The 26548-nt window shown below is 61.1% G+C and carries 14 protein-coding genes; 3 read left to right on the forward strand and 11 right to left on the reverse strand.

Translation table 11 applies throughout. The features are described from left to right. Positions 1-135 precede the first annotated feature (135 nt). The 9 genes from PLANPX_RS00255 to PLANPX_RS00295 form a co-directional block, all read right to left on the reverse strand. Complete coding sequence (locus tag PLANPX_RS00255; RefSeq protein ID WP_152096788.1) at positions 136-1830, reverse strand: HAD family hydrolase; 1695 nt, start codon at positions 1828-1830, stop codon at positions 136-138. Between the two features lie 41 nt (positions 1831-1871). Then, positions 1872-4757, reverse strand: coding sequence for a phospholipase D-like domain-containing protein (locus tag PLANPX_RS00260; protein WP_152096789.1), 2886 nt, complete (start codon positions 4755-4757; stop codon positions 1872-1874). A gap of 34 nt (positions 4758-4791) precedes the next feature. Continuing rightward, positions 4792-6057 (reverse strand): Dyp-type peroxidase, encoded by a 1266-nt coding sequence (locus tag PLANPX_RS00265; protein ID WP_152096790.1) that lies wholly within the window; start codon positions 6055-6057, stop codon positions 4792-4794. A gap of 13 nt (positions 6058-6070) precedes the next feature. Then, entirely contained in the window at positions 6071-8596 is a 2526-nt protein-coding gene (locus tag PLANPX_RS00270; RefSeq protein WP_172991758.1) for a pyruvate formate lyase family protein, read from the reverse strand. A gap of 323 nt (positions 8597-8919) precedes the next feature. Further along, positions 8920-10551, reverse strand: coding sequence for a hypothetical protein (locus PLANPX_RS00275; protein ID WP_152096792.1), 1632 nt, complete (start codon positions 10549-10551; stop codon positions 8920-8922). Between the two features lie 118 nt (positions 10552-10669). Then, complete coding sequence (locus PLANPX_RS00280; protein WP_152096793.1) at positions 10670-11401, reverse strand: PEP-CTERM sorting domain-containing protein; 732 nt, start codon at positions 11399-11401, stop codon at positions 10670-10672. 211 nt (positions 11402-11612) lie between these two features. Beyond that, entirely contained in the window at positions 11613-15143 is a 3531-nt protein-coding gene (locus tag PLANPX_RS00285; RefSeq protein WP_172991759.1) for a PQQ-dependent sugar dehydrogenase, read from the reverse strand. A 156-nt stretch (positions 15144-15299) separates the two neighbouring features. Further along, a complete protein-coding gene (locus PLANPX_RS00290; protein WP_172991760.1) occupies positions 15300-16340 on the reverse strand; it encodes a DUF1559 domain-containing protein in 1041 nt (346 codons plus the stop codon). Between the two features lie 147 nt (positions 16341-16487). Further along, positions 16488-19163: a PEP-CTERM sorting domain-containing protein gene (locus PLANPX_RS00295; RefSeq protein ID WP_172991761.1), complete on the reverse strand. Its 2676-nt coding sequence runs from the start codon at positions 19161-19163 to the stop codon at positions 16488-16490. 805 nt (positions 19164-19968) lie between these two features. Between PLANPX_RS00295 and PLANPX_RS00300 the strand changes: the two genes are divergently transcribed. The 3 genes from PLANPX_RS00300 (at position 19969) to PLANPX_RS00310 (ending at position 24735) form a co-directional block, all read left to right on the forward strand. Next, a complete protein-coding gene (locus tag PLANPX_RS00300; RefSeq protein ID WP_152096797.1) occupies positions 19969-20511 on the forward strand; it encodes a sigma-70 family RNA polymerase sigma factor in 543 nt (180 codons plus the stop codon). A 19-nt stretch (positions 20512-20530) separates the two neighbouring features. After that, on the forward strand, positions 20531-23236 hold the full coding sequence (locus PLANPX_RS00305; protein ID WP_152096798.1) for a FecR domain-containing protein: 2706 nt from the start codon (positions 20531-20533) through the stop codon (positions 23234-23236). Between the two features lie 170 nt (positions 23237-23406). Further along, positions 23407-24735 (forward strand): basic secretory protein-like protein, encoded by a 1329-nt coding sequence (locus PLANPX_RS00310; RefSeq protein ID WP_172991762.1) that lies wholly within the window; start codon positions 23407-23409, stop codon positions 24733-24735. Positions 24736-24794: 59 nt separating this feature from the next. Here the strand turns inward: PLANPX_RS00310 and PLANPX_RS00315 are convergent, their stop codons facing one another. Both PLANPX_RS00315 and PLANPX_RS00320 read right to left on the reverse strand, forming a co-directional pair. Further along, positions 24795-25391: a sigma 54-interacting transcriptional regulator gene (locus PLANPX_RS00315; RefSeq protein ID WP_152096800.1), complete on the reverse strand. Its 597-nt coding sequence runs from the start codon at positions 25389-25391 to the stop codon at positions 24795-24797. Positions 25392-25509: 118 nt separating this feature from the next. After that, complete coding sequence (locus tag PLANPX_RS00320; protein ID WP_152096801.1) at positions 25510-26406, reverse strand: PEP-CTERM sorting domain-containing protein; 897 nt, start codon at positions 26404-26406, stop codon at positions 25510-25512. Between the last annotated feature and the right edge of the window lie 142 nt (positions 26407-26548).

A 26548-nucleotide genomic window follows, 5' to 3' on the forward strand; every position in this document is an offset into this window, starting at 1 on the left:
AAGCCTCTGCGCGACGGCGCTAAGAAATGATTCCGGTCGATCGGCGTTCGAGGTCGACCTGCCGCCGCTGCCGTGCCGGTACGCTCGGTTGTCGCGATTCCGCGGTTCAAGTCGGCAGCTACGACAGCAATTGACTCACTCGTCGACGTTTGGCCGTTCTTGCTTAGGACCAACGGTCGTATCGCCTGTGATGAGTTGAACTCTCAGGGGCTGATCGTCCGAGGGCATCATCCATTTGGTGAGGACGACGATGCAAAAGAAGGCGCCAAGTCCCAGGATGAGCCAGTGAAATCCCTCCCACATTTGATGCAGGCGAAGCCGGATAATGCACCGTGCGTAGGATCGTCGCCTCTTGACCTTGTGCGTTGGCTTCAGGTTTTCGGCGTTCGGGCCGTTGTGGTCCTCCCGTCCGAAGTTTGCGTAATGCGCCCTAACTCCAGCTTTTCGGATCTGATCAAGCGTCCGATTCGGCGGCACGTCGAAGGGACGCAGCATCGTGCCGCACGCGTATTCCATCTCTTTTCGGATCTCCCTCATAATCGAGACATGGTAACGATTACGCTCGTAGTGCTTCCGGGCGAAAACCAAGCCGTAGGCGCCCAGCGCCGTCACAGCCAACGCGGCCGGAAGAGACCAAACCGCCAGATCTGCAAAAGTCATCACGCCGATCAACGCGCCGGCAACGCCCAAAACGAGGTTCGTCATGCGTTCGCGCTGATTCTCGTGCTGGCGCGCCTGTTCAGCATGCTCGGCATAATAGAACTCAAGACGCTTCACCCGATCCGCGGTATTTTCTTGGACTGCTGCGGGCGAATCGGCTGAGCCCCCTGCCCCGCTACGCCGCGCCGAGCCGCGATCTAACCACATCAAGAGGCCGGAAAGGTCTGAACTCCACAGTCCGCGATTGCGGCAGGCGGCGAGAGCTGCTTTTTCATAGGGATACGTTGGAAATGGCGGAGCTCGTTCCAAAAGGTGCACATTCGCGCCGAGCGCGAAAGGCATCGCCAAATCCATTTCCCAGATATCGCCGCAGAAGACGGTGTTTTTCAGTTGAGCAAGATCGCCGCCCAGGACGCGGCAGATAGCCTCGAAATACGCGCCGCGCCTCAGATAAATCGGTCTTTCGGGCTCTTCGTCCGGTCCCGCGTCTGAGACAGCGGAGAGCGCCGCAAACATCGCCCTAGCGTCAACGGAAAGGCTTGAGTCGTCCCACGCAAGTTCCCGCACGAGAAACTTGCCGGCGTCGCTATGCACCGATACGACCTGCAGTAAGTCAGCATCGTTGCCAAGCAGGTGCTTCAGCCTACCCTCGATGAATTCAGTGCTGGAGTTTGAGACGATGAAAATTTTTATCCCCTCGTTGACGAGGCGTTGAAATACCTCCCTAGTTTCGGGGCGCCAAGGCGCTGGCACGGCGGCGTATGCTTCTCCATTGATCGTCGGAGGCAGAGAAGGATTCTTCATCCCGCGACGGCGAAGGACCAGCTTCGCCGATTCGTCGGCAAGGATATAGGGATCCGCCGCGGCCGGCGCCGCCGAACAGCCGCCGAGCATCCAACCAGCGACGGGCGAATGGCGGCGAACTTCCTCAAGAGCGCGTCGCCACTCGACCTCGGTTAGCGGCCCACCGGCAATAAGACTCTGACCGTGGCTCCCCTTGTCCTCCGGCCTGTGGTATTTCTGCTCGTGCAGCAAATGCTCGATGTGCTCCGCGAAGCCATGGCGGAATAGTTCAAGGTATTCAGCCTGAATGGCCGGGATTTGCGTACAAGTACCGTCGAAGTCGAGCACGATGTACTTGACTTGATTGTTGCGAGGATACGCGGGCATGGAATCCACCGAGTCGTGAGCCTATTTTCGACCGTTGCTGATCAGTCCTCGCCGAGCAATTCCGACAGTGACACGCGCCGAAAGCCGGTTGGCGCTTCCTCGCCGGGCTTGGCGATTCGGATGCCGCCCACGCGCTCGTCCGCTTCGTTTCTAGCGAGTTGCTCCCAGTCGAAGAGGAAGACTTTCTGGAAGTATTCGGCAACGCGCGACGAGCGTACGTGAAGACTTGCGTCGCGGTTAAATAGAGCGCCCTGATTCGTTAGGTTGTGACTTCCCAGAATGACTTCCTGAGCATCCACAATAATGCCCTTCGTGTGGCATTTGGGCTGCAACCTTAAGGCGCCAGGCGACGTGTCGAAGCCGAAATCCTTTAAACGCTCGATCAACTCCTGTTGTCGGACAATGTCGGCGGCTCGATGAAAGTCGCGTGCGTCGCGAGAGATGATCCGAACGTCGAGGCCGGCTTGTTGCTTGTCTCTGAGAACTGTGAAAAATTCTACAAGTTCGTCGTTGTCGTCGTCGGTCATCTTAAACGACTGATTCTGTAGGTAAATCGTACGCGTGGCGCGGCGAATCATCTCCGTCGCAACTTTCATAAACACGCGCTGATCGTCGGCATCGCGGTCTGGCGTTAGCAGCGGACGAACGTCCAACTCGCCGTCGTTGTGCGTAATGACCAATGGGTCGAAATATTGCAATCCCGCGCGTCTTCGTTCGTTGCTGATTTCAAGAGCTTCAATTGGCACAAAAAACTCCGTGGAAGGCGTCGAAACGGCCTCGTCGTCCTCCAGCGGTACTCTCTCGGCCTCGCGAAAGTCATATTCGATGTAGTTTTGGAACAACGTGGCGAGCTCTTTGTGTTCGATGATGGCGTGCCACTCGCGATTGTGTCGACGAAGAGGTCGGTCGTCATCGGAATCTTCTCCGGCGGGGTCGATATCTGCTTGATTCGAGTCTTTCCAGTTTCCGCTTGATAACCAAAACTCCTTTCCGTCGCGCGAGGCGACCTTAATGTGATACGAACTCGCAATCAGACGGTTAGGGCCCCGAACCGAGGCCCAAACATGCGAGAACTTGTCGCCGAGCCTTTCCTGCATATCCTCGACCGCGGATTCTGTAGCGTCTCCTTCGCCCACGCCGCGCTTTTGGGTCACCATTCTTAGCGTGTTTCCGCGTGGCGAGATCGCCGCTTCGATCGCATCGCTGATGTGCTCAGCGCCCCACTCATACATCGTGGCAGTGAGGTTGTCCTCGACTCGACCGAAGAAGTCTTTCAAATTCGGAAATCCGGAGTCGGGGCTGACGTGAAAGATGGCGTTCATTGGGGCCTTGAACGGCTTTAACGCCATTTCCGAATTGGGGTCGTTATACCCCGGCGGCTCTCTGTAGCCGGCGGGGCGAGCACGCCGTTCCAGCACAGTCATATCAATACCGAGATCCTCCAGTTGATCCGGCAGGGGCGCCGTACGAATGTCAATGCCGACGCCCTCGAGTTCACGCGGGAAGGCAGGTTTTCCCGCGTTGCTCAACTCGTCGTAGGGAAGTTTCTCTCGCAACTCGATGACGACGACTCGTTCATCAGTGATCCAGCCATTCTTGAATCGATATCCCAGACGGATCTTGAGTACGTCCGGGCGGCCTTCAAACATCTGCTTAGCGCGTTCGAGGGCTTGTTCCAATGGGGGCGCTCCCATGGGGGCGCTAACTGCGGGTAACGGAGGCGCCGGGATCGCCGTTGGGACGGGAGTTCCGATGGTGACGGTAATCTCGATCGGAATGTTGAATGTCATGCGGACGGTTCCAGGCGTTGTTGATGCGAAGGCTGGCGCGCTTTCTACAGCGGGCCTCAAGTCGGTTAGTCCGGCCTGACGTCGCGGCTGTTCACCTATCACCCTGTCGAGTAATTTTTTCAGATAGGGCGCTGACACCGCCAGATTGGCCGAATCGTCGAGGTAGCCGCCATGGTGCAGGCCTACGGCGCGGCCTGTCAGTAGATCGATGAGTACGGAACCAGAGTTCCCTCCGAGCGTCGAGCAGTCGTGCTCGATGCGTTCCTCGCCTACCTTCGTTACCAAGCCGGGCGCTAAACGTTTCCGCTCATAGACGTCGCCGAAGATTCGGCGGGCAAGTTCTTGATCGGGAATGCTAGGATCCTCGGCGGGATAACCAATCGCGGCGATTGTGCTTTCCAGTTTGACTTCATCCGCCAACTCGATCGGCCTTGGCAGCTGAGGCTGCCCGGGGCCGCGGGTGACTCGCAGGAATGCGACGTCGGGTTCATTTGAGCCGGCGATCCAGAGCACCGAGGTGACGGGATGCTCCAACTCGTCGTTGCGCAACTCCTCCTCTCTAAAATCAATATCGCACGACATCACGCTCCCTAGCAGGCCTGGGCGGAAAATGAACCCGGAAGCGGTAGGATCGCGCCTAGAAAACTCTTGGGCCACATGACGATTTGTGACCACAATATTGTCAGCGATCAACCACCCCGTTCCCACCCATGAGACGTCGCCGTTGGTGATCTCGATACGGCCTACTGCAGGTATCGCTCGATCGATTTGCGCTTTGCATTTCTGAATGACGGCAGTCCATGACTCACTATCAGGCCCAATGAAGTTTGTCGTCGACTGATTGTTACTGATCCGCGCGACAGGCCGCGCGCCTGCGTTAAGTGCGATAATGCGTTCACTGGCTTCGTCGGGGAGCTGGAGTCCCGCGGTAGTGAAACGAGAAGCGCTCGCAATGCGAGCGCATTTCTCGTTCGCGAAAAGATCGCCGACGAATAGCTTTGCCGCCGCGCGGCCTTCGGGAGCGATACCCGCCCCCAGGGTCGCCAGCTTGGCCCTCAACTCGTCCGCTAGGCCTGGAACTCCCTGTCCGAACTTGCCGGCTACGTCGTCTAACCGTCGCTGCGTGGCTTTTGCCATGGTTTTAATCCTTTAATGTCTTTAATTTGGTTGTCTACGTATCGAATAGGGCGGAGCCCGCAAATCCTTCCGACCCCTTCGGCGACGGCGGGCAGAAGTAATAGCCGCCGTCGATGTTTGAAAGTATTCCACGACCGTAAAGCGCATCGATTCCAGTTCCCTTCAACGGGAAGTCGGGATTGAGCTGCCAATTGTTAACCGCCCATTCGAATTGCTTACGCAAGTCGTGCATGAAGGCGAGGAAGAGCAAGCCGCAAGACGCCTTGCCGGTTCCATCGATGCCGTCAAAGTACGGATAGCCGCGGCGTAGGAACCGACGGTCGAGGTCTTCGACGCCGAGGAAGTCTTTGCCGTGGCGGCGGGGTTGCACCTTACGGATATGGGCCGTGAGCGGTCCGTCGATGGTTTGATAGGGACTTGGGTACGCCGGCGTCATGTTGCTAGGGCCGGTCGCCTGTCGTGACAGCGGCTTGCCGCTGGCCTTCTCCCGGCCGATCATGCCTTCCTGCTCGGACTCCGCAATAGTTTCCCAAAGCGGCAGATTCTCTTGGATTTTCCGCCATACGAGATAGCTGCCGTTTTGCGCCCAGGCGGGCTCTCCGTCATGCGGCGAGACGTAGACAAAGCGGTCCAATTCGCCGTTCCGGGCGTTCGAAAGATTGTCGATGCCGTCGTCAAATCGCAGGAACTCGCGGCGATCCGGCCGCGAGAAGCCCTGGTCGAGCGTCCGCACGCGAAGCCGCGATTCCTTTCGCCCGGCGACTCCCCAGTTGCCCTGGCAGAGAGCGCGGGCCATAGAGACGTTGACGTAGGGGTGATCGCTGGCGATGAGAAAAATGAGATCTGCGGCGCTCTGCCCAGGATCGAATTGGTCGCCTACGACTTTCGGCATGCAACGTAGCCACTTGGGCTTATGATGTCGCAAACCAAAGCGGTCGTCGCCGTCGGCCGAAGTGAAGAGGCTGGCTCCGTAGCCAATGGTGATTGTCAATCGCCACGACTTCGGAAGCTCGCGCAGAATGGGAATATGATTGTCGTCCGGGGTTCGCAGCATTTGCGTGCGGGCGAAGCTCGACAAGCTTTGCAGCGCGTCGCGCAGGTCTTCGCGGCCCTTCACATTCACATCGCCTGTCACGACTGTGAGAAAATTCTGCGGATCGATGCGTCCAGCTCGTTCGAACGCATAGCGCTCACGATCGACCGGACGATCTTCAATGGACCCAGGGGGAGTAACCGGCCACTGCGGGTCGGTAAGCCCCGGTTGGAAAGGCCCGTCAAGTATGGGTTGAGGTAGATCCATGAGTCGAGGAGCGTCAGCTGACGAATAGCGGTCGCCGCCGATGATGTTCTTGGTGTTCGGGAAAAAGAGTAACGAAGAATTCGGACCAGCCCCCCATGCGCACGCGCACTAGGTTGAACGCCTCCGGATCTCGCTGGGCTCCGGCGAATGTTTCTGGGTCGCAGACCGTGAAGGTGGCGACGGAGCCGCCTTCGCCTCTCGCGAACGCTTTGAGGATCGAGGCGAGATCTTCGACGGGGAAGTTTTCCGGCAGGTTGTAGTCAGCCGGCGCGCCGTCTCCTAGACGACGCATGCAATTATCGGCGTAACTTCGGAAGCTATCGGCAAGCGCGCCAGTACGAGCGTGACGCGAACCGTTGTCAGGCGTCGGAGATCGATCGCGATGGACCGGCGCGGGCGAAAGGTCCGAGGCGATTGGGTCGCCGGCCCGGCGGCCGTCGGGAGAGGCGCCGACCAATGATCCGCTGAAGACGTACTGCTCAAAAGTTCCGACCCCGGGGATCATCAGAATCTCGAAGGCGTGGTTCTCGTGAGCGTATCGCCGTTCGAGCGCGCGGCGCGCCTCGCCATGAAGTTCTGAAGACCATGCAGCGATCAAGCGGTCGCAAAACTCGTCGATCAATTTCCATGCCAGCTCGTCTACCTCGCGATTGCCATACCCAAACTTTGGCAAGTCATCGCACATCGAGCGAATTTCAGCGATTCGCTGAGGCGATACGGCAGTGCCCAGCGCGGGCGCAAGGCGGCCGTTCGTCGAGACGAGATTGGCGCCCCAGTTCGTCGCAACGGCTGAGACAAGCTCCTCGAGGCCGACGCTTCGCTGCTCGTAAACCAGTGATCTGAGCGCATGCAGTGAATCGGCCGCCGTGCTGACGCCAACCAGCAGCGGTGAAAAAATGTGGCGTCGCGCGCCTCCATCGACGAGATCGCGGGTCGACTCGATGCAGCCGCCGATCAAGGCCGACAGCAGAGGAGACGGCGCCACGTCGCTTTTAGTGCCATAGTTGGCTAGTAGATTCTTGATGTATCGGTGGCAGCTTAGGTCGAGGTGCGCAATGAGCGTCGCCCATAGTTGGTCCCAAGTTGTTAACTGGCAAGCAGGCGGCGTGCGCCAGCTATCTTTGAGCCCACGGAGGTGGATCGGGCCGGCGCCCGCAAAACTTGCCCCGCGATTCAGAGCTTTTTCAATCAAATCCGGCGCTGAAATAAAGCCGAAGCTGAACTCCGACTCTCCGGCGGGCATCGTTTCGTAACATCCGTCGCAGGCATAATTGCGGGCAGAAGCTAGCGATAACCGGTCGCCGGCGACCTCGCGAAAGCCGGCAATGATCTTGTCGTCTTGAAGTAGCACCGGATGGGCCCCGCCGCTCATAAGAGCCTGCGCCGCGAGGCGCAAGACGTCGTCGGGCGTGCCGGCATGAACCCGAAGGTCCAGCGTCGGGCTGTTTAGCGGCAAGCGACGAGCGCACTCCAGGCACATTGCCGTAACGTCGTTGCAGGCGTCCGTCGGATGCTCCTCATCAGACGCAATGACGCCGCCGATCGTGATCTGCTGCATCCATTGGTTGAGTAGCCCGCCCTGGTCGTAGTTCGACGGGCCAAAGTAGCCGGTCAACACGCCATCGCAAGCGGTGAAGCGATTCTCCAGATGCCGGCGATTCAGAATGGCGCGCTCATCAAGTTTGATCCAGAAACAATCGAGCGTTTCCTGGGCCATCGTTGGCGTTAAGCGTCCCTGCTCAATGTCTCTCTCATATAGCGGCTGGAGGATTTGATCGAGCCGACCTAGGGGGACGATTTCAACCGTCCAGTGCAGGGCGCAGTGCATCAGATAGATGCTCTGCACGGCTTCGACGAAGGTTTCCGCCGGTTTGGCAGGAACTCGCCGGAGGCGATCGGCGGCCTGCTGAAGAGACTCGCGCCTCGGATCCTCTTGAGCGAGCGTCGCGGCAACACGCTCGGCTTCCTGGGCATAGCGGCCGGCAAGGAAGATCACCGCTTCCAGGGCGATGCGAACGGCTGAAAGAAAGCACTTGCCGCGTTCGTTGGCTGTTCGGGAACGCTTGCGACAATCGTCGATCAGACCTTCAAGCCCTCTACTGACTACCCTCTCGTGATCGGGAACGATATGGCCCATGGGCGATAGCTCGTTCAAATAGCTGAGCATCGCGCGCAGTTCTTCTTCTTCGGTCAAATATCGGACGAATTCCTTACCCTGGCCAACAGAGAATGGCGGCAACGTGCCTAGGATCAGTTCGTCCGGATCGACGGCGAACGTGCCAGCCCTCCGCGCCACATTGGCGTCCGTAATAATCTCAAACATTCGTCGTATCGCGCGCGATTTCCGCAGAGGAATCGGCTCGCTCGCGAGTTCGCGACGTTGTTCGTCGGACAGATCGTGACGGTCCCGGAAGAGATGACCAACGTCGTCTTCATTCAGCCACAGCGGTTTGTCGCGCCACAGCTGGAACGTCCGTTGAAGTAACGCGCAGACTCGCGGCGACGGCAAATCGGGATGGTCGGGCGGAAGCGACTGCAAATACCTCCAATAGGCTACGTCGCTATGAAGCATATCGCCTCGCGAAGACGCTGTCCGGCCAGGCTGAGGAGTTACTGTAGGAACAAGGTACCGTTTTCCATTTTAGAAGCAAGCTTTTTCCGGCTCTCTTTTTCAGGATGGCGTTTCAGGCCGCTAGCAGGCGCGAATCGACTTCATGGAAGCCCGGGCGAGGCGAAGCTCCCTCTCGGTCAGCAACCGGTGGATCAGGGCATGGCGTCGGTTGATCGCGCGATGCTCCCTCTCGACGCTGACTGATGCGATCAATCGCCGTTGAAGCGGATTGTGTGCTTGTGCCGTGGACTTTAGCGGCTTGTGATAGACGCCTTCGCGAGAGGGGATCTCGCTTGCGTTAGCACGACTGCCAAGATTGCGATCACAGACAGCATGGATGCTGGCGTTTCCGGAACCGACGTCGTCAATCCGAACGACTGGCCCGTTGAGTAGATGAGGATGGTGCGCAACAGCGACGCGTCGTCGAGATCCACGAGCCCGCTGTTGTCGAGATCACCCGCCATCCACTGACCGACGCGATTGAGGCTGGAAGTGTCTGAGCGCCAGTGCGCAACGAACTTGTTGACGTCGAGTTGATTGAACAACCCGTCGTTGTTGAGATCGCCCGGCGGGACGTACGAGACGGTGCTCACGTCGACGTCGACGTAACTGCCGATGAGGTCTTGCCCCTTGGCGAGGACGTCGAACTCGAACCAACTCGGCCGGAGTTGGTAGATGGAAGTCGGCGGCGGGGCGCCGATGGCGGCCCACTCGTTGGCAGCGCCTGTGCCGACGAAGTACGAAGGGCTCACGGCGATGTCTTCGAACCGATCGCCCACCTGCAGCGAGCGGCGGCGATCGTTGCGGTCTGAACCGCCGGTGAGATCCAGATCGAGCAGTCCGTCGTTCAGGTAAACGAAGACTCCTTCCTCCTGCGCGCGGTACTCCAGCGTGAATGCATCGGTGCGAGTTTGGAACGCGTTGACGCCCTTGTTGAATACCTGATCGTTTCTGTTGAACGTCAATCCGTAACGCGAGTTGGCGTCGTAGCCGTTGACGACGCCCATCACGTTCGCCTGGGCGTTGAGCGTCGACTGCAACTGATCGTGCGCGTAGACGCGATAGGTGCCGTCGCCCGTCGCGTTAAGGTCGGGGACTTGGCCGGAGCTGAGCCAGCCCATGTTCACCCGTTTTTGATGGACGCTGAATGTGCCGTTCGAGATGTTGCCCATCACGCTGAGCGGATCGCCGTATTCGTCGAGTTCAACGCCGTAGGCGACGGGGCTCAATCCATGAATCGTGGGGGAGTACTCGACATAAGCTTTCTTCTGGGCGTCCCACACATGAGGATTGAAATTGCCGTTGTCGCTCAGCCGCCACGCGCTCGAGTGGGGCGCCCCCGTGCGATGTCCGAGTTCGTGATCGACGACAAGCTGTCCCCAGCCAGGGCCCGGGGGCGTTTGCATCGCCAGATTGTTGCCCGGAAAAGTGGCGACGCCCGACCAGCCTTGGTTGACGTCTTCGGGGGTGGCGCTGACGTCGAACAAGTTGAGCTGATAGGCCTCGGGCTCGAGTCCGAAGTTGCTGCGGACGTAGTTCTCGGCAATGCCCCACCAATCGTTCGGACGATGCAATTGATTGTCTTGCGGGTTGACGGCGAGCGTGATCGGCACGTCGACGATGTCGGCGTAACGGAGGTCGAGCTTACCTCCGGACGATTTGGCGAAGAACTCGCGCGTCAACGTTTCGCTGGCGCGAATGGCGTCGATCTTCGCTTGGTTGAGCGGTGGCGCCGTATCGGGGCGGAGAACCAGATACAAGCCGCGTTGGTTGCCGGTGGACGCGGTGATTCCTCGGCCAGGGTAGACGGCCGCCGATGCATGCTGCTGGGCGAGGAGCGTGACGCTAACGACGATCGCGAAGCCGGAAACCAACCGATGCATGATGATTATCTCGTAGCGGAGAAGCAGTCGTTGCCGAACCGCGTGAAGTCAACGAAAACGCCCCGCCTGCATGCTCCGCAGGCGGGGCGAAGGTCTTGTGATAGTTGCGACTCGTCGCTTAGCGCCGACGCGAGCAAGCGAGGCCGCCGAGCAGTCCGGCGGCCAGCAAGCCGATCGACGCCGGCTCCGGAACTTGAGCCGCCGAGACGCTGAACGAGTCGATCGAAATCGACGCGGCGTCGCTGCTGCCGCTTTGGATGCGGAAGCGGTTCAGTGCCAAGCCTGGGTCGTAGTTGTGCGTCGTCGACGCCGAGTTGACGCCGTCGGAGACCGCGAGCCGGCCGAAGCCGGTGTCGAAGTTGTACGTGAACGTGCCGGTGACGGCTTCGTTGCCGACGCCGGTGTAGGTCGAGGGGCCGCCGCCGGCGAACCCGTCGAGAGCCCAGCCGTTCACCGGCTGACCGCCGCCCGGATCGCCGATGAAAAGTTTCTCGCTGCCGCCGACGTAGAGCGACATGCCGGCGTAACCGTTGATGTCGAACATCGTTCCGGCCGACTCGGCCGAGCGGAAGGTGAGCGTGAGAACTTCGCCCGCTCCGAGAGCGCGAGTGAAATCAAGAAAACTCCCTTGATGCTGCCCGACCTGGTCGGTGTCGAGCACGCCGCCGACGATTGTTTGCGCACCGGGCGCCGACCAAGCCCCGCCGACATCGGCGGGCTTTCCGTTCACGGCCGTACCGTTCGATTCGCTGAAGTCGTCGGCGCCAATGACTTCTGCCGAGGTTTGCGGGCACCAGCCGACGCAGGCCAGCACGATCGAGAGGGAGAGGATGCTACTCAGGGTCTTCATTAGTCAATCTCCGATAAGAAACAGTCACGATGAGCGAGATGTTGTGCAGTGGCGAAGAGCCGGCGTTCACAAATTTCTGCAAGGATGAGGACGCAGGATCACCGCGGAGTCGTGCGAAGCCTCCGCTAGGTTTCTATCCGCTTGCAAGCAAGCAAATGCGACAGGGAAAGTGGAATATTTCCGCCTTTTTTGTTGTGCCGTGGAATGGTCGCTAAAAGAGGTCGTTCATTCGCCTCCAGCGCCATGGCTCCTCATGGCTGGACGCGAACGCATCGTCTTTTAGCTCCATGCGATTTGCACGTGACGCGCGGCGTTCCACGCGACCGTCGATGAAAGCGTGTTGGGGCGCCGAGGATGCGACTGGCAGTGCGAAGCGTTGATCTCGCTCCAGGTAATGGCATTGGTTGATGTCGTCGCCTGCGAGTTCGCGCCCTGTAGTTGCAGTTGTAGTTGGGAACGCAACGCTCGCCCGGAAACCTTCTACGCCGGCAATCCAGACGTAACTGCGTCCGTCGGTGCTTCGTGCTTCCTGCAGGCTCGACTGAGCGATCGCATCGACTTCCGCCGCCAAGTTCGCGACGCCGGTTTCGCTGGTCGACGGGACGTTTACAGAATCATTCTCGGTTGCCACGAGTGATGCGATCGCTGCCGCCGAGTCGCCGGCGCCGAAGTTCTGCTTCCATGAATTGAGATCGCTCTGGCTGCCGCCGTTGCGTTGCCACGCTAGAAAATCGGCTCCGTCGACGCGGCCGTCGGCGTTGAAGTCGCCCGGCAGCGTGACCACCGGCGCGGAGGCAGCTTTGAGCGCCTGCAGCAGCCGGTAAGCATCATCGAGATCGACGCGGCCGTCGAGATTGTTGTCCCCTGCGAGCAGCTTCGCATGCGTGGAGAGCGCGCTCGTGTCGCGATTCCAACTCGCAATGAGGTTGGCGACGTCGACGGCGCGGTTGACGACGCCGTCTTGGTTGGTGTCTTCGGGCCGGTAGCCCGCGACCACATAGGCGCTGCGAGTGAGCGATTGAATGCCGTTCGTGCCGACGGTGGTCAGCGTAACGTCGTAGACGCCGGGCGTCGTGTAAATGTGCGTTGGGTTCTGCAGGCTGCTCGTGCCGCCGTCGCCGAACGTCCACGACCAGCTGGTGACGCCGACGCTGGCCGACTTGTCGGTGAACTGCACGCTGAGCGGCCCTGTGCCGGCCAGGTGATCGCCGGAGAAGTTGATCGGCGCCGCTCCCGTGCCGACGTACTTGATGCGCAATATGCGTGCCCCAGTGGCCGTGGGGTCTTGGAAGTTGAGGTCTGGGTAGAGGTCTGTGAAGTAGAGTCCGTCCGGCCCGGCGACGATGCCGCCGATCGTCGCTTTGCCTTGGCCGACGTATTCGACGAACGTCGTCGGTCCTTCGAGCAAGGCACCGTTGGCGTCGAGCTTGAATTTAACGATCCGCTTGCCTTGTGATTGCGGGCCGGTCGCCCATGTCGGGCCCGATTCGGTTGCGAAGGCGACGTCTTGCTGCGACGACGGAAAGCCGCTGCCGCCGAACGTTTGCGGCTGGATGAACGCGACGTCGACCGGAGCGTGCGGCACGTCCCAGTTGTAAATCGCGTTGGTCGTCATCGAGGCAGCGTTGCCGTTCCAGCCGTAGCTCGCGCCGCGATTGACTTGCGCGAAGCGGTCGTTCGAGCCGGGGCCGTTTTCGACTTCGTACAGTTTGCCGTCCGCCGCCCGCCATGAACCGCCGAACGGGTTGCGGAACCCGTAAGCGTAGACGTAGTCGCGGGCCGTGATGCCGTCGGCGGCGTTGTAGAACGGGTTGTCGGTGGTCGCCGTATCATTAAGGTTGAGCCGAAGAATTTTGCCGCGCAGCGAATTCAGATTCAGCGAGGTGTTCGCGTCGAAGCCGTCGCCGTTGTGAACGTAGAGCTTGCCGTCGGGGCCGATGGAGACGTCGGAAATCTGGTGCGACTGGCCCTGTGTTTCGCCGACCATATCGAGGATGACCGTCTCGCCGCTGGAACTGCGGCCCTCGTCGATGCTGTGCAGCCGCACCACTTGCGGGTGGTGGTCGCCTCCCTCGATGCCGTCCGTATCGCGCACGCGCGTGATGATGACGTCGCCCGTTGTGGGATCGACGACGATGCCCGCGACGCCTTGCTCGCCCGAACCGGGAAAGGCGCCCGTCGGGTTGTAGTTCAGCAGGCCCGTGGCGTAGCTGTGGATCGAGCCGTCGTTGTAGACGACTTTGACGTTGCCGTAGAGTTCGGTGACGTAGAACTTTGGATCGTTCGGATCGGGGCCAGGATTGGCGACGAACGCGATGTTGACCGGCAGTTCCAACCCGGACGCGACGACTTCGATGCGGTAGCCGGGCTCGAGCGTCGCGAATCCGAGAATCGAGGAGCGAGCCAGATTCGAGAAATCGGGCGCTGTTTGATTCGCGGCCCCGTAGTAGGTCGCGCCGTCGGCGGCGACCCAGAAGTACGCCGTCGCGTTGGCCGCGACGTTGATTGCCGGCAGGTAAACGGTCCGCTCAGCGCCCGATCCATCGACGAACGTGAGATCGGATTCAGCGAGCGTCAGTCCCGCTGCGCCGCCGGAGACGGCGATGCGCGGGTTAACGTGCAGCGCGAGTGCTGCTGGATTCGTCACTGCATTCACGGCGCCGTTGCTGCCGGCGATCGACAGCAACACGCCGCCTTGCGGGGATTCGAGTTGGAGTTTGGGTTTCACTCCGATCGGCGCGGGCAGCACGACGGGACCGCCGGCGCCATTTGTCCATGTCGGCGCGGGCGTCGTCGCCACGTCGTCGATTTCCAGCGGGAACGCCTGAGTGATCGCGCCCGTGCTGAAGGTGCGAGTCGCCCACGGGCTTACGGAACCGGCGCTGTCGCGGAAGCGGACGCGCATCACGTAATTTGTAGAATAGTTGAGGTCGGCCTGCCCCGCGTGAGCGCCGACGAGGATCCCATCGCCGAGGTGAGTGTGGACGCGTTCGACGCCGGCGATGCCGATCGTCGTCCACGCGAGTTCCACCGGCTGGCCATTCGCGTCGGCCGTCCAGATTTCCCAATCGCTGTTTTGGTGGGTATCGCCGTCAGGGTCGCTGAAGCCGATCGCTTCCATGTGAACGTCGCTGGGGTTCGCGATGTGCCCGTCATGGGAGGGTTCCATGATCGTCGGCGCGGCTGGGACGCCGTTCGCCGTCGACGGGACGCCGACGATGTAGACGTAGTTGATGCGCGTCGCCTTATCGGGGGCCGCTCCGCTGTCGAGCGTCAGCCGACCGTCGAGGACGTTGACCGTAACCGTCGATTGCAAGAACTGGTTGGCCGCGAGCGGAACGGCGTTGAATGCCGTCGTTCCCTCGACGCGCAGCGTGTGCGTGCTGGGATTCGCTGCGTCGCCGATCGAGGCGGTCACCTGGTAGCGGCCGTTGGGAAGCTGAAACTCCCACTTGGCGCCCGCTTCGATGTGAATCAACGAATCGAGACGCTGATCGGCGTTGACCCCGCGATCGCGCGATTGATCGGTGTGATCAGTCGACCAACCGTAGGAGAGGCCGTTACCGTGAGCGGCAAAGACCTGGCCCGTGTCGTCGAGAAAGCGATTGGGAAGCCCGGAGCCTGCCAAGCCAAAATTGACGAGGTAGACGTCCCCCGCGAGGAGGCAGCGCTGTTCCAGGCTTTCCAGACGAAGTCGCCGCGACGCCTCGCGCGGCGTCGCTCTCAAGGTGCTAAGCTTCATGATCGAACGCTGCGCTCTTCGTTGTTCCAGTCGGTCGTTCTCGGTGCAATTCAATCGCGTCGACGCGCCACTGGCATCCTGCCTGCCCTGAATAGAACTCATGAAGACGCACCGCCGCGTCGGTGAGTCTGGAGGGCGATATTTCCGAATATCCTGCTACAGGTTCGAATCGCTTACAGGCTGGCCGTCGTCCTTCGAGCCTCGCAGCGCGAAGGTCGTCGGATCGGCGTCGTACGAAACCGTCACAACCGAACCATCGCAGTTGACCATCTGGCAGCCTGAGGGATGGGCGCTGCCGTAGATCGTCACCGCGTCATCAGCGCTGATGGCCAGCGACGAGCCGTCCGCGGCGGGCGGGAGTTTGGTCCAACGCACGACGTCGTGGTCGAAGCCTTGATCCCAGCCTTGGTCGTTGCCGATCCAAGCCGAGGTGTCGTACTCGCCCGCGGGAATGTACTTCTCGCCCGCGAAGAAGGTTTGCGACGTGCCGTCGGAGATTTCCGCCATCCGCATTTCTGCGAGGGCTAGCACCACGCCGTTGCCGGCGAGACGAGTCGTTCGTCCGGGACGCTCAAAAGGGACGGAATACTCCCCGTACTCCGACGCCGATGCCATCGCGTCGGGCATCGTCCCGCCTGCCGGTTCCGGTCCTGAATACAAGACATACGCCGATAGGCTGCCCGCGTTGCCTGCGTAGTCGTTGCGGCCAACGTTCGTGGGCCGATCGGCGTTGAAGTAATCGCTGGCGTTGGTGAACGGATAAGCGTCGGCCCCTCGACGGGAGGGGCAATTGAAAATCGAGACCGCCGATTGCAGCCGTTGCTTGCTGCCGGCGCGCTGGACGGGCGTGATCGTGTTGGGATTGCCGTCGGCGCCGAGCTGCCATAAGGCGTTTTGCTCGGTATACGCCAAGATGCAAAAGTACCATCCGCCTGGTTGCCGGCTGCCGAACCCGCGGTCGGGGTCGCCGGCGTAACGCCAGCCCCAGCCGCCGGTGGGGAAATGTTTGTGAGTTCCTTCCAGGTTCAGCGCGGCGAGCCCCATTTGCTTCAGGCTGCTTTTGCACTGGGTGCGACGAGCCGCTTCCCGCGCGGCTTGGACCGCCGGCAGTAGCAGCGCCACCAAGACGCCGATAATCGCGATAACGACCAGCAGTTCGACCAGCGTAAAGGCGCTTTGTACAGTTGAACGTTTCACAGTTCGCTCCATTCTTCTCATAGCAAAGCGTCGATGGCGGGGCGGGATTCTAGCGCGACGTGAGATCGCGGCGGTTCGATGTCGTGGCGGTAAAATGGAGGCTGCCACAAGCTTCCCCAATAGCTTGCGGCAGCCAAGCGTTCGTGTTCACGCAGCGCGAACTCGACGCACGCGGCACGCGATCGCAGTCGCGCCCATCGCCGCCAACCAACAGCAGCCGGGTTCCGGGACGGCGCTCACCGCGCCGCCGCCGGTGTAGCTGATCGTGCCGACTTTGAGTTCGCCGTTCGAGCGGTAGATGAACTGCAGGTCTTGGGCTCCGGCCGCCCCGCCGCTATACGCCTTGCCCAATCCGAGATTGGCGCCGGCGACGACCGTCGATTGTCCGGTGAGGTAATACTCTGCCAGTTCTGTCGCGCTGGGGTTGGCCCCTTCTTCCCAGCCATTGCCGGAACCGTTGCCGGCGGGGAAGCCGGCCGGATGCTGATCGGCAAGGCTCGACCAACCGCCCGTGCCGGGGCCGCTGGCGCCGAAGTTGGCTTTCCAGGCCGCCAAGTCGGTGGCGCCGAGTGCGGGGTATTGACGCTGCCAAGCCAGGAAATCGGCGCCGTCGACGGCGCCGCTCTGATTGAAGTCGCCCGCCAGCGTGCCGCTGTTGAGCATCCCCGCAGCGCTCTCGATCGAGTACGCGCTGATCGGAATCGGCGTGCCGGTCGTGTTGCGGATCGTGGCGTTGCCGGTCGTCTTGTCGACGAGCAGGTTCAGCGTCGGCGAGAAGACGAGGTTCGCATCGTCGGTGATCAGCAAGTTATCGACCTGGAACCATTCTCCGCCGCCCGCGGATTGCAGACGCAGCGACTGCCACGGCGCCGCAATCGGCGAGTTCTGGATCGTCGTCGTGTAAGTCGGCGCGTTAACGTCGGAGCCGTCGACCCAGAAGCTGTACTTGTCGTCGAAGGGCGCCGTCAAATCGTTGTCGAAATCGAGTTCGACAATCAAACGATGGAACGCCGTGTTGGTGGCCGGGACGCCGGCCGGCAACGGATTGGCCGGCAAGACTTGGCCTTGCTTGAGGTCGACGCCGTAGGCGTTGTACTGGCCAGGATCGCCGACGAAGAGCGTTTCGTTCCCGCCGGTGGGGCCAGTGAAGAAGGCGAGCCCGCCCCACTGAGCGCCGGACGTCAATTTGAAGTCGAAGGCAACGTATAGCTTGTTGTAGTCGTACGGGGCAATCGGCGTGGCGAAGGCGCGGAACTTTGCGTTGGCGAACTGCGTGTCGGCGACGCCGCCGGTGACGTTGTCCCAGTTGTCGCCGGCTGCCCAATCCGTGCCCGAGCCTTCGGCACTGAAATCGTCTGAAGCTAGAATCACAGCGTGAGCTTCGTTCGATGCGGCGCCCACGGCTGCAAACACGACCAGCGACGCGGCAACGACGGCGACTTTGCGCCGGCGGCTCGCCACGCAGGCGGCAAGGCCGGCGAGCACCAGGACGAACGAGCTCGGTTCCGGCACGCTGGCGACCATCGCGGTGAAGGCGCCTGCGCCATTCACCAGGTCGTAGGCTTCAGCAAACAGATCGAAATCTTGGAGCGTGTGGCTGAAGTCGCCGTTCAAGTCGCCTTTGCGGTAAGCGGCCAGCGGCGTGAGCGTTCCGTTGACGGCGCCCTGCCCTGACTTGAACAGCGTCCAGTCGGCTGCGTTGAGGTTACCGTCGCCGTTGAGGTCGCCGAACGCGGGCCCAGTTCCGGTGTAGACGACGGTGGCGCCGATGTGTTTTTGCGTGCCGCCTTGATCGACAATCACCGTGGCGGAGAGATCTTCGAACGGGGACCGCGCCCAAATCGTTCCGAGATTGACGGCAGCCGCGCCAATCGTGCCGCCGTCGCCGGGTGCGACGCTGAACGAGAACTCGGCGAGGGTGGTGGTATTGGTCGGATCGGTCGAAAGAACGGTCCATGGGTCATTGGAATCGACCGAGCCGTTGCCGCCGTTGCCGGGGCTGTCGTAGTGCCCTGTGACGGTGGTCCATTGATTCGGTCGCAGCGCTCCGTCGTTCGAGCGGATTTCGTAGCCGACGACGTTGGTGAGGGCCGTCGGGCTGTTGAGTGAAACGGCGCCGGTGGACCGGTTCACCGTCAGCGTCAGCGTCGAAGCCGCGAGGCCAACGTCCGCAGCCGTCGTGCCGATCACGAGATTGTCGTAGAGGTCGGTGGTGTCGTCTTGGCTGCCGAGTCGCAGCGTTCCCCACGGCCCAGTAATCGGCCCGCCGCCGACAACGGTGTAGGTTGCCGACGGAGCGCTGAGATTGACGTTGTCGACCCAGAAACGATAGACGTCGTCCGCGCCGGTCGTGTCAATCTCGGCGATGAGCGTATGTGATTTGTTGTCGATCGGTATGGGGCTGTTAACGATCTGCCCGCCCTTCAAATCGAGCGAAAAATAATTGCTCGGCGCCGTGTTGCCCATGAAGAACGTTTCGTTGCCGGCGTTGCCCTCCGTGCCAGTGAAGAACGCCAGGCCGCCCCATTCGTTGCCGTTGCCGGGGACCGACTGGGCGTAATCGACTTTGATGTAAGTCTTAGCGTTCGAGGCGTCGAGCGGCGTCGCGAAATCGCGGAAGTTGGTGGTATGGGCACCGCCCGTCGGCAGCGTCGTGGCGTGGCCGTTCTCGAGCGCTTCCCAGGCGTTGCCCGCCGCCCAGCCCGTGCCCGACGTCGCGCTGCTAAAGTCGTCGGAGACGAGGACCACGCCGTGGACTTGCGTTGCAGCGCAACTGGCGGCGATGAAGAGCGAGAAGAAAGTTCGAAGCCGGTTGAGGGGCATGCTGTTCATCCTCTAGATCATGCGGATCGCGCAACCGTCGAAGAGGCCGCCGAGTTGATCGATCCTGTTGTGTTTCAAAGCAACTGTTTCGCGTCGCCGTGCGGGACGCGCAACGCTCGTCAGCCGATGACAAGCACCGGACCGCAGTCGACGTCAACTGTGGAAAAGCTAAAAGAGTCTGTTGAGTCGCACGACTCACACGCTTCGGCAAACCAAAGCGACTAATGAATTAATGCAACTCGTCGAGAAGGATGTGCCTACTTCGCGAGGTTGTTGAAGACGCGGGCCGCAGTGCAAAGTCGAAATTTTTGTCGTCTTTTTCAGCAGCGACGTGCGCAGCCGCCCCGCCAGCGCACGAGCGATCACTCGGGCGCGACGCCTTCACTCAATCAATTGCATGAACCGACGCATGGCGCGTCTGCCCTTCGCAGCATCGGATACTTGCTCTCGGAGACATATCCGCATCGCAGCCGGCGAACGTGACATGGAAAATTTCGAAAATGGCAAGAATCTACGAATGGATTGAGTTTTCTCGGTAAATTTGCTCGCGGCGAGCGAGTGATACCGCAAGCGAGCCGCTTGCCTGCTCCCCGTCTTGTGCCGTCTCGCTGCGGTTGTCAGTTCCGCGATCTTGCACGGCCAGATTGCTTCCACGCTGAAATCGCAATTCGCGCAGCGTCTAGTTGACGGCCGCATCCTTTCTGCCTCTAACTGAGGTTGGCTTGTACCAGCTTTGCGCGCCGACGTGTGGCCGCGCGACGGCGCCTGGCGCCCTCTTCACTCCTGCAAGCGATCTATTCGTCCTATGAAAGATCTACGCGAACCACCTCCGTCGACGTTGTTCGTGCAGCTGTTTGCGAAGCACCAGTCGGGGCTCCACTCGTTCATCGGCTCGTTGGTGCCGACCAAGGCCGACGCCGACGACGTGCTGCAAGAAACAAGTCTCGCGCTCTGGAAAAAGTGGCCCGACTACGACGTCACGCGCGACTTCTTTCGCTGGGCTTGCGGCATCGCCCACATCGAGGTCGTCCGCCATCGCCGCAAAGCGGCTACCGATCGCCTTTGGTTCAATGAGGAGCTGATCGAAGTCCTCTCGTTCGAAATGATCGAAAACAGCGATCTCTTCGATATGCGGAGAGACGCGCTCGAGTCTTGCCTCAAGAAACTGCCTCAAGATGATCGCAACGTGCTGGAGTTGCGCTATCAAGGCGGGATGAGCGTCGAAGGCGTCGCCGATTCTTTCGGCAAGACCAGCCGCACGATTCATCGGACGTTCGCTCGCATTCGCAGGCTCCTCTTCCAATGCATCACCGCCAGCATTCGCAATTCTTCGGGTTTGGGCGCCTAAATCGAGATTGGTAACGACCATGGCAGATTCAGCAAATGACGGCGATGATCTGGCGCTGATCGAAGGTCTCGTCGTCGACTTGCTCGAAGGCGTCATCAGCAAGCAGGATAAAGAGCGGCTGAACGAGCTGTTGCTGGCTAGCCCGCGTGGGCGACAGCTCTATTTGCAGTACGCGCAGCTTGAGTCGACGCTGCAATGGATCTATTCCGCCCGCAAGCAGGCGGCCACGGTGATCGACGAGACGATCCCCGGGGAAGTGCGGCCGATTGCCGACATCGCGCAGCAGCAATTGCGATTCGCCGACGACGCGAGATTTATTCAGGTGATGACGGCGTGCGCGGCGAATGAGTCGCACTCGCAAGATTGGTTGCAACTGTTCCCCCGCATCCTCGCGATCACCAGTCTGCGCGTCGCGCCGCCTGCTGCCGCGGCGCGCGCCGTTCAAGCGATCGTCAACAAGCTCCTCGCCGAGTACGAACCGGAAATGAGCCCGGCGGCGTTTTGGTCTGCAACGGCCGATGCGACATGGGAAGTGCTGCAGCAGGCCGCGCCCGCAGGGAGCGACGCCGACGTCCTCACGCACGATCTGCTCGACAATGCGTTTGCGGCGCCAGAACTCACGCCGCTGCTCGACGCGGCGTCGGTTCACGAGATTCTCGACGAGTGCATTCCGCATCTTCTCCCGGCGGATACGCTGCGAGTGCTGTGCTTGCGCTATCTGCATGGCTTGTCGCCGCGGCGCATCGCCATGCACCTCAATCGTCCCGTGCAGCATGTGCAACTGCATCTCAGCAAGGTGCGCATCCATTTGGTTGCACGGTGTCTGAACCGCGGCGGCGACCACGCGGCGCCGCTCGATGCCGGCGATTTGCATCGCTGGAGCAGGCTGCTCGACGCCCCCGCGAACGAAGCGAGCCGTCACCTGTGGCACGCCAATCAACAGCAGAACGAATCGACCGAGCCGACGCATTTGCTGCTGCTCGCGATGGTGCACGACTACCTTGGCCGCGAGCTTTCTCCTAAGCGCTTGCTTGACGAAATTCCGGCCCAGAAGAATGAGGCGTATTTGCTGGCGATCGAACAATCGCTCCGCGATATTGAAGCGTTGGGAGCGACTTCGGACGCGTCGTTGAGTAGCCTCCCGCGTAAAAACGCCGATTCAAGACGGCCGCTGGCGATCGCTGCGATCCTTGGCATTGCCGCCGGACTGCTCTTGGCGATCGGCGTCGGCGTGTGGATGAACGCCCAGCAACCCGCTGAGAGCAAACTGCTCGCGGTCAAGGAGCCGGAAGCTAAACCAAAGGCGCCGCCTCAGCCCAAGGTTGAAGTCGCGCCCGCTCCGCCGTTGCCGCCGCCGGAACCTCCCGTCGTCGCCGTGCTCTCCGAAGCCCTCGGCGTTGCCGCTCGCGACGGGAAGCAACTCGCCGCTGGAGCCGTCGTTCGCCAAGGCGACGTCATCGCATTCGAGCGCGGCATCGTGCAAATCACGACAATCTCCGGCAGTACCTTGGTGCTCGAAGGGCCCGTCGACGCGACGGTGACCGCTAACAATCGGCTCTCGTTGCGGCGCGGCAACGTCGTGGGGCTCAACAAAAGCGCCGGCGAATCGCTGACGATCGACGCGCCCAATTCGTCGATCGTCGACCTCGGCACCGAATTTGGCGTGGCCGTGAGCGCCACGAACGAAACGGCCGTCGCCGTGTACGAGGGGGAAGTCCGGCTCGACCTCCCGGAGGAGGCGGCTGCGGAAACGCCCGGCGCAGGCGTTCAGCTGCAGGCAGGCTGGGAAGCGACGATCGAGAAGTCGTCGACGATTCCTTCGCTTCCCACTCCGCTGTTGCATGACCGGCAGTTCGTCCGCGCCGATGAAGTGCAGCTGCGCAAAGAGTCCCAGAACGGCGACCGTGACGCCGCCGCGAAGGTCGCCTTTTACGAATTGTTGAGAATCAAAGGCTTGCTCGCCTACCAAGGCTTCCACCGCGAATCGCTGGGGAATGAGTTCTCGATCGGTTTCCGTTCCCCCGCCGTTCGCCAAACGGGCGAGGCATTGTTCAAAGCAAACATCAACAACTCCAACAAACGTTTTGGGACGTCTCATTCACTCGCGACGGAGAAGGACGTTTCATGCTACTTGGATTTCGACAACAGCCAGCAATCGCGGGCGTTCCTCAGCGGCGTCGCGGATGAGAGCGGCATGATCGGCCATCGCCCGGCCGAGGTCTGGCTTTGCTGGCGAACGAAAGCCTACGGCCCGCCAGACGCGGAGTTTTCCTGGGCCGGCATGTCGCTCATGTACGGCGACAATCGCTCGGTCGACGAGCCGCTGTTCATCGGGCAACCGGCGCCTATCACGCACTATGGCATCCACATGCATGCGGGCATGGGAACGCCGGCAGAGATGCTGCAAACGCTCGACAGCGATCCAAAGACCCCTGGCGAGCAACCGCGGCTTCCGGATTTCGACGAACACCTGTGGGTCGTGCGGTTGCGAATCGGCGAGAATTCGACGGAAGCCGCGGCCTGGTGCGATCCTCAACTCAAGAAGTTGGCAACGTCGACGCCTGACGCGGTGCAGGTAATCGAGCAGTTCCAGTTCGATCGGCTCCGCCTCGAAGCGCAGCCGAAGGAGCAGCAAGGCGGCTGGCTCTATGATGACATTGTCGTCGCGGCTAGTAGCGACGCGATTGCAGAGGCGTTGTCGGTCGTGACTGCGGTCGGCAACTGAGCATCCGGCAGGTGGAACTCGAACCGACGGTGGGTACACTCTATTCGGTCGAGGATTCGGCGAATTGCCGCACCGCTCAACTTCCAACGCTTCGCTGCGGCGGACGCTGCTGCTCCATGATATGGCAGAGCAGCCGAGGCATCACGTTCCCGCTGACAAGGACTGAACGAATGAGCCGCACTCTGTTTCAGTTGACGCTCTTGCTCATGCTCGCGGTCCCGTCCCGGTTGTCGGCGGCGGAATCGGAAGTGCAAGTCGAGATCAATCGGGGAGAGCGAGAGTCTCCGGAGTTTCGCTTTGAAAAGATCCCCAGCCCGACGACTACAGATGCGGCCAGCGGCGCCAAGATGACGATTGTCGCTGGCCGGCGTGACGAGAACGGCGGTCGGCCGCTCGTCCTCACTGACGGCAAGTTGCCCAAAGGGGCCGACGAGCCAGCGAGCAATTTCTTTTTCGCTCCCAATACAAACGGCGGCCGACTCCTTCTTGATCTCGGCGAATCGACCGCCGTCAAAAGAGTCGGCTCGTACTCTTGGCACCCTCAGTCGCGCGGGCCGCAGGTTTACAAGCTTTACGGCGATAATCAACGCGCCAAGGCGTTCGATGTTGCATCGGCCGGCCGAGATGAACTTGCTGACGCCGATTGGCAGTTGATCGCAAGCGTCGATTCCCGCCCCGACGATGGCGATGAGGGAGGCCAGCATGGCGTCAACATCGCAGGACGCAAGGGACGCGACCTTGGCAAGTTTCGCTACTTGCTGTTCGACGTCGCGCCGACGGAAACGAAGACGCCCTTCGGGCAAACATTCTTCAGCGAAATCGACGTCGACGATGGCCGCGAGCATGAAGCTCCCGCGCGGTTGGCGCCGGAAGTAGTGCGCATTGGCGACAAGTACGAAATCGTCTTCGACGCTTCCGACGCCCCCGACTTAATGCCCTGGATCAAAGAGACGCTCATACCCATCTGCATCGAGTGGTATCCGAAAATCGTCGCCTTGCTTCCGAGCGAAGGCTACGCGGCGCCGGAGCGGTTCACGATCACTTTTCATTCCGACATGGGTGGCGTGGCCCACGCCATGGGAACAGAGATTCACTGCGGCGAACCGTGGTTCGCGCAGAATCTGGACGGCGAAGCGGCGGGGGCCGTCGTGCACGAGATGGTGCACATTGTCCAGCAATATGGCCGGACGCGCGGCGCGCATCGCAACCCGGGCTGGATGGTCGAGGGAGTGGCGGACTACATCCGTTGGTTTCTCTACGAGCCAGTGGAGAAGCGCCGGCGGCCCAACCCCGATCGGGCGAAGTATACCGATAGCTATCAGACGACCGCCGCGTTTCTTGACTATGTGGTCGACGAGCACGACCCTAAGCTGGTGGAGAAGTTCAACGCCGCGATGCGTCAGGGCGACTACGACGAAAAGCTGTGGAAGCAGTACACGGGCAAGACGGTCGATGAACTCTGGGCGGAATACGTGCGAGCACTGAAGGCCGACAAGTAGCGCCGAGTTGAACGCTCTTTCTTTCGGCCTTCCGAGCCTCGCCGGAGTTAAAAGCCGTTTTAATTCGCGGCCAGAAGTTCCGCGTGTGCATCGGCGTTGAGGTACGCGAGATACTCGTCGAGCGTCGACAACGGCACGTGCATCATGAGGCATTCGTCGTCGCCGCGATCGGTCCAGCGGGCGTCAACGGCGATGGTGACGGCGACGTCGATTGCAAACGGATCGGCGGCGGCCAGGGGCGCGCTGTGGCTGCGATTAAGCTCAGCGAACAGATGTGCGCAGGTTGTGCGAGTATCCGGCAGCCAATGATCGAAAAAGAGCGTGCCGCCGTTGGCGATGCGGAAAAAATGCCGCGGCGGATCGTCGGTTCCGGCGATGGGGCGCGTGCTGCGGATCGTGCCGTTCAACGCGGCGAACTGCACCCCCGCGGAGTGACGGCAGTCGATCCTCACGAACGGCTTGGGACTGCGCGGGCCAATTCCATGCAAACGGCGAGCAAGGTCTACTTTGTTGGCGGCGCACGGGCCGATCAACAGGACTGCGAGCAGTTCTTGGTCGTCGGGCGGGAATTCAACGGCGAAGCGACGCGTGGCGGCTTCGACTTGCCGTAGTTTCAGATCGATGATTGCGCAGCTGCGAGAACGGGACGACTCCATGGCGGCTCCTGGTCGCTCCGTTACTGCGCGCTGTCGCGCAGCAACGGAACGCTGACGAGGGGATTGGTTGAAAAACGCCCGGCGGTGCGAGAACCGCCGAGCGCGCCACAGGAAGAAGCTACGCGCCGCGCCGAGTGCGGCGGCGAGCGGCGGCGACGGCTCCGACCATGCCGACTGTCGCCATGCCGACGGTGGCTGGCTCAGGAATCGCGACGGCGGTCATCTGGGCTTGCGAGTGCCCCAGAATCACTTGCGCGACGATCGAGTTGGCGACGTTCACGTTCAAATGGAACGCATTCACCGAGATCGAACTTTGATCGCCTGCGACGACTTGCTCGTTGAGGATCAACGAAGCGTTGGCGATGCCGAGCGCGGCGAGGTTGACGCTCGTGTTCGGCGCGATCGGCACGTTGACGTAGGCCGACAGATTGACGGGGATGCCGCTGATTGTCAGCCCGAGGCTCTGGATCGTCGTTGTTCCGGTGGCGACGAGCGAGCCAAAATCGCCGGCGACTTGCGCCGTGCTGCTGAGGGTGCCGTTGATGCCGAGCAGCGTAATGCCCGGGGGAAGCACTGGCAGCGTCACGGCGTTGACGCCGGCGCCGACGACGCCGCCCGACGCGGAGGTGGTCCGTGAGCCGAGTCCGCCGTTGACGTTGGAGGCTGCCGTGGCGGTCACTGAGCCGGCCGTTGCCGTCGCAGTGGCTACCACCGGAACGCTAGTGGAGACATTGACGTTCAGCACCGTGTCGGAATTGGCGTATGGCGCTGGAGCGACGCCGTTGACTCCGACGGGCAACGGACCAACGTCGAGATTAACGACGCTGAGTGCGTTGAGGTCGACGAACATGCCGTAGCCGTTGCTACTGGCGGAGGTGTTGACCGCGTGGGCGGCCGGAGCCGAGCAACATGACAAGAGCGTGGCCAGCGAGGCGAACGCAAAGGTGCGCGAACGGGCGAACGCACGAAGCGTGTGGGAAGCGCGCACCGCTCCCTGGGCGAGTCGAGTAGTCATTAGCAAGTCTCCGAGTAGAACAGGAAAAGCTGGAATGACCCGAAGACTTCCGTGAGACTCAAGTTCCTTGACGCGACTCTTCCATCCTGAATATGCAGGCCGAAGCAGGCCGTCAATTAAAAAATGGTAAGTTATCCAGAAA

The sequence above is a fragment of the Lacipirellula parvula genome, from assembly GCF_009177095.1.
Taxonomy (GTDB): Bacteria; Planctomycetota; Planctomycetia; order Pirellulales; family Lacipirellulaceae; genus Lacipirellula; species Lacipirellula parvula.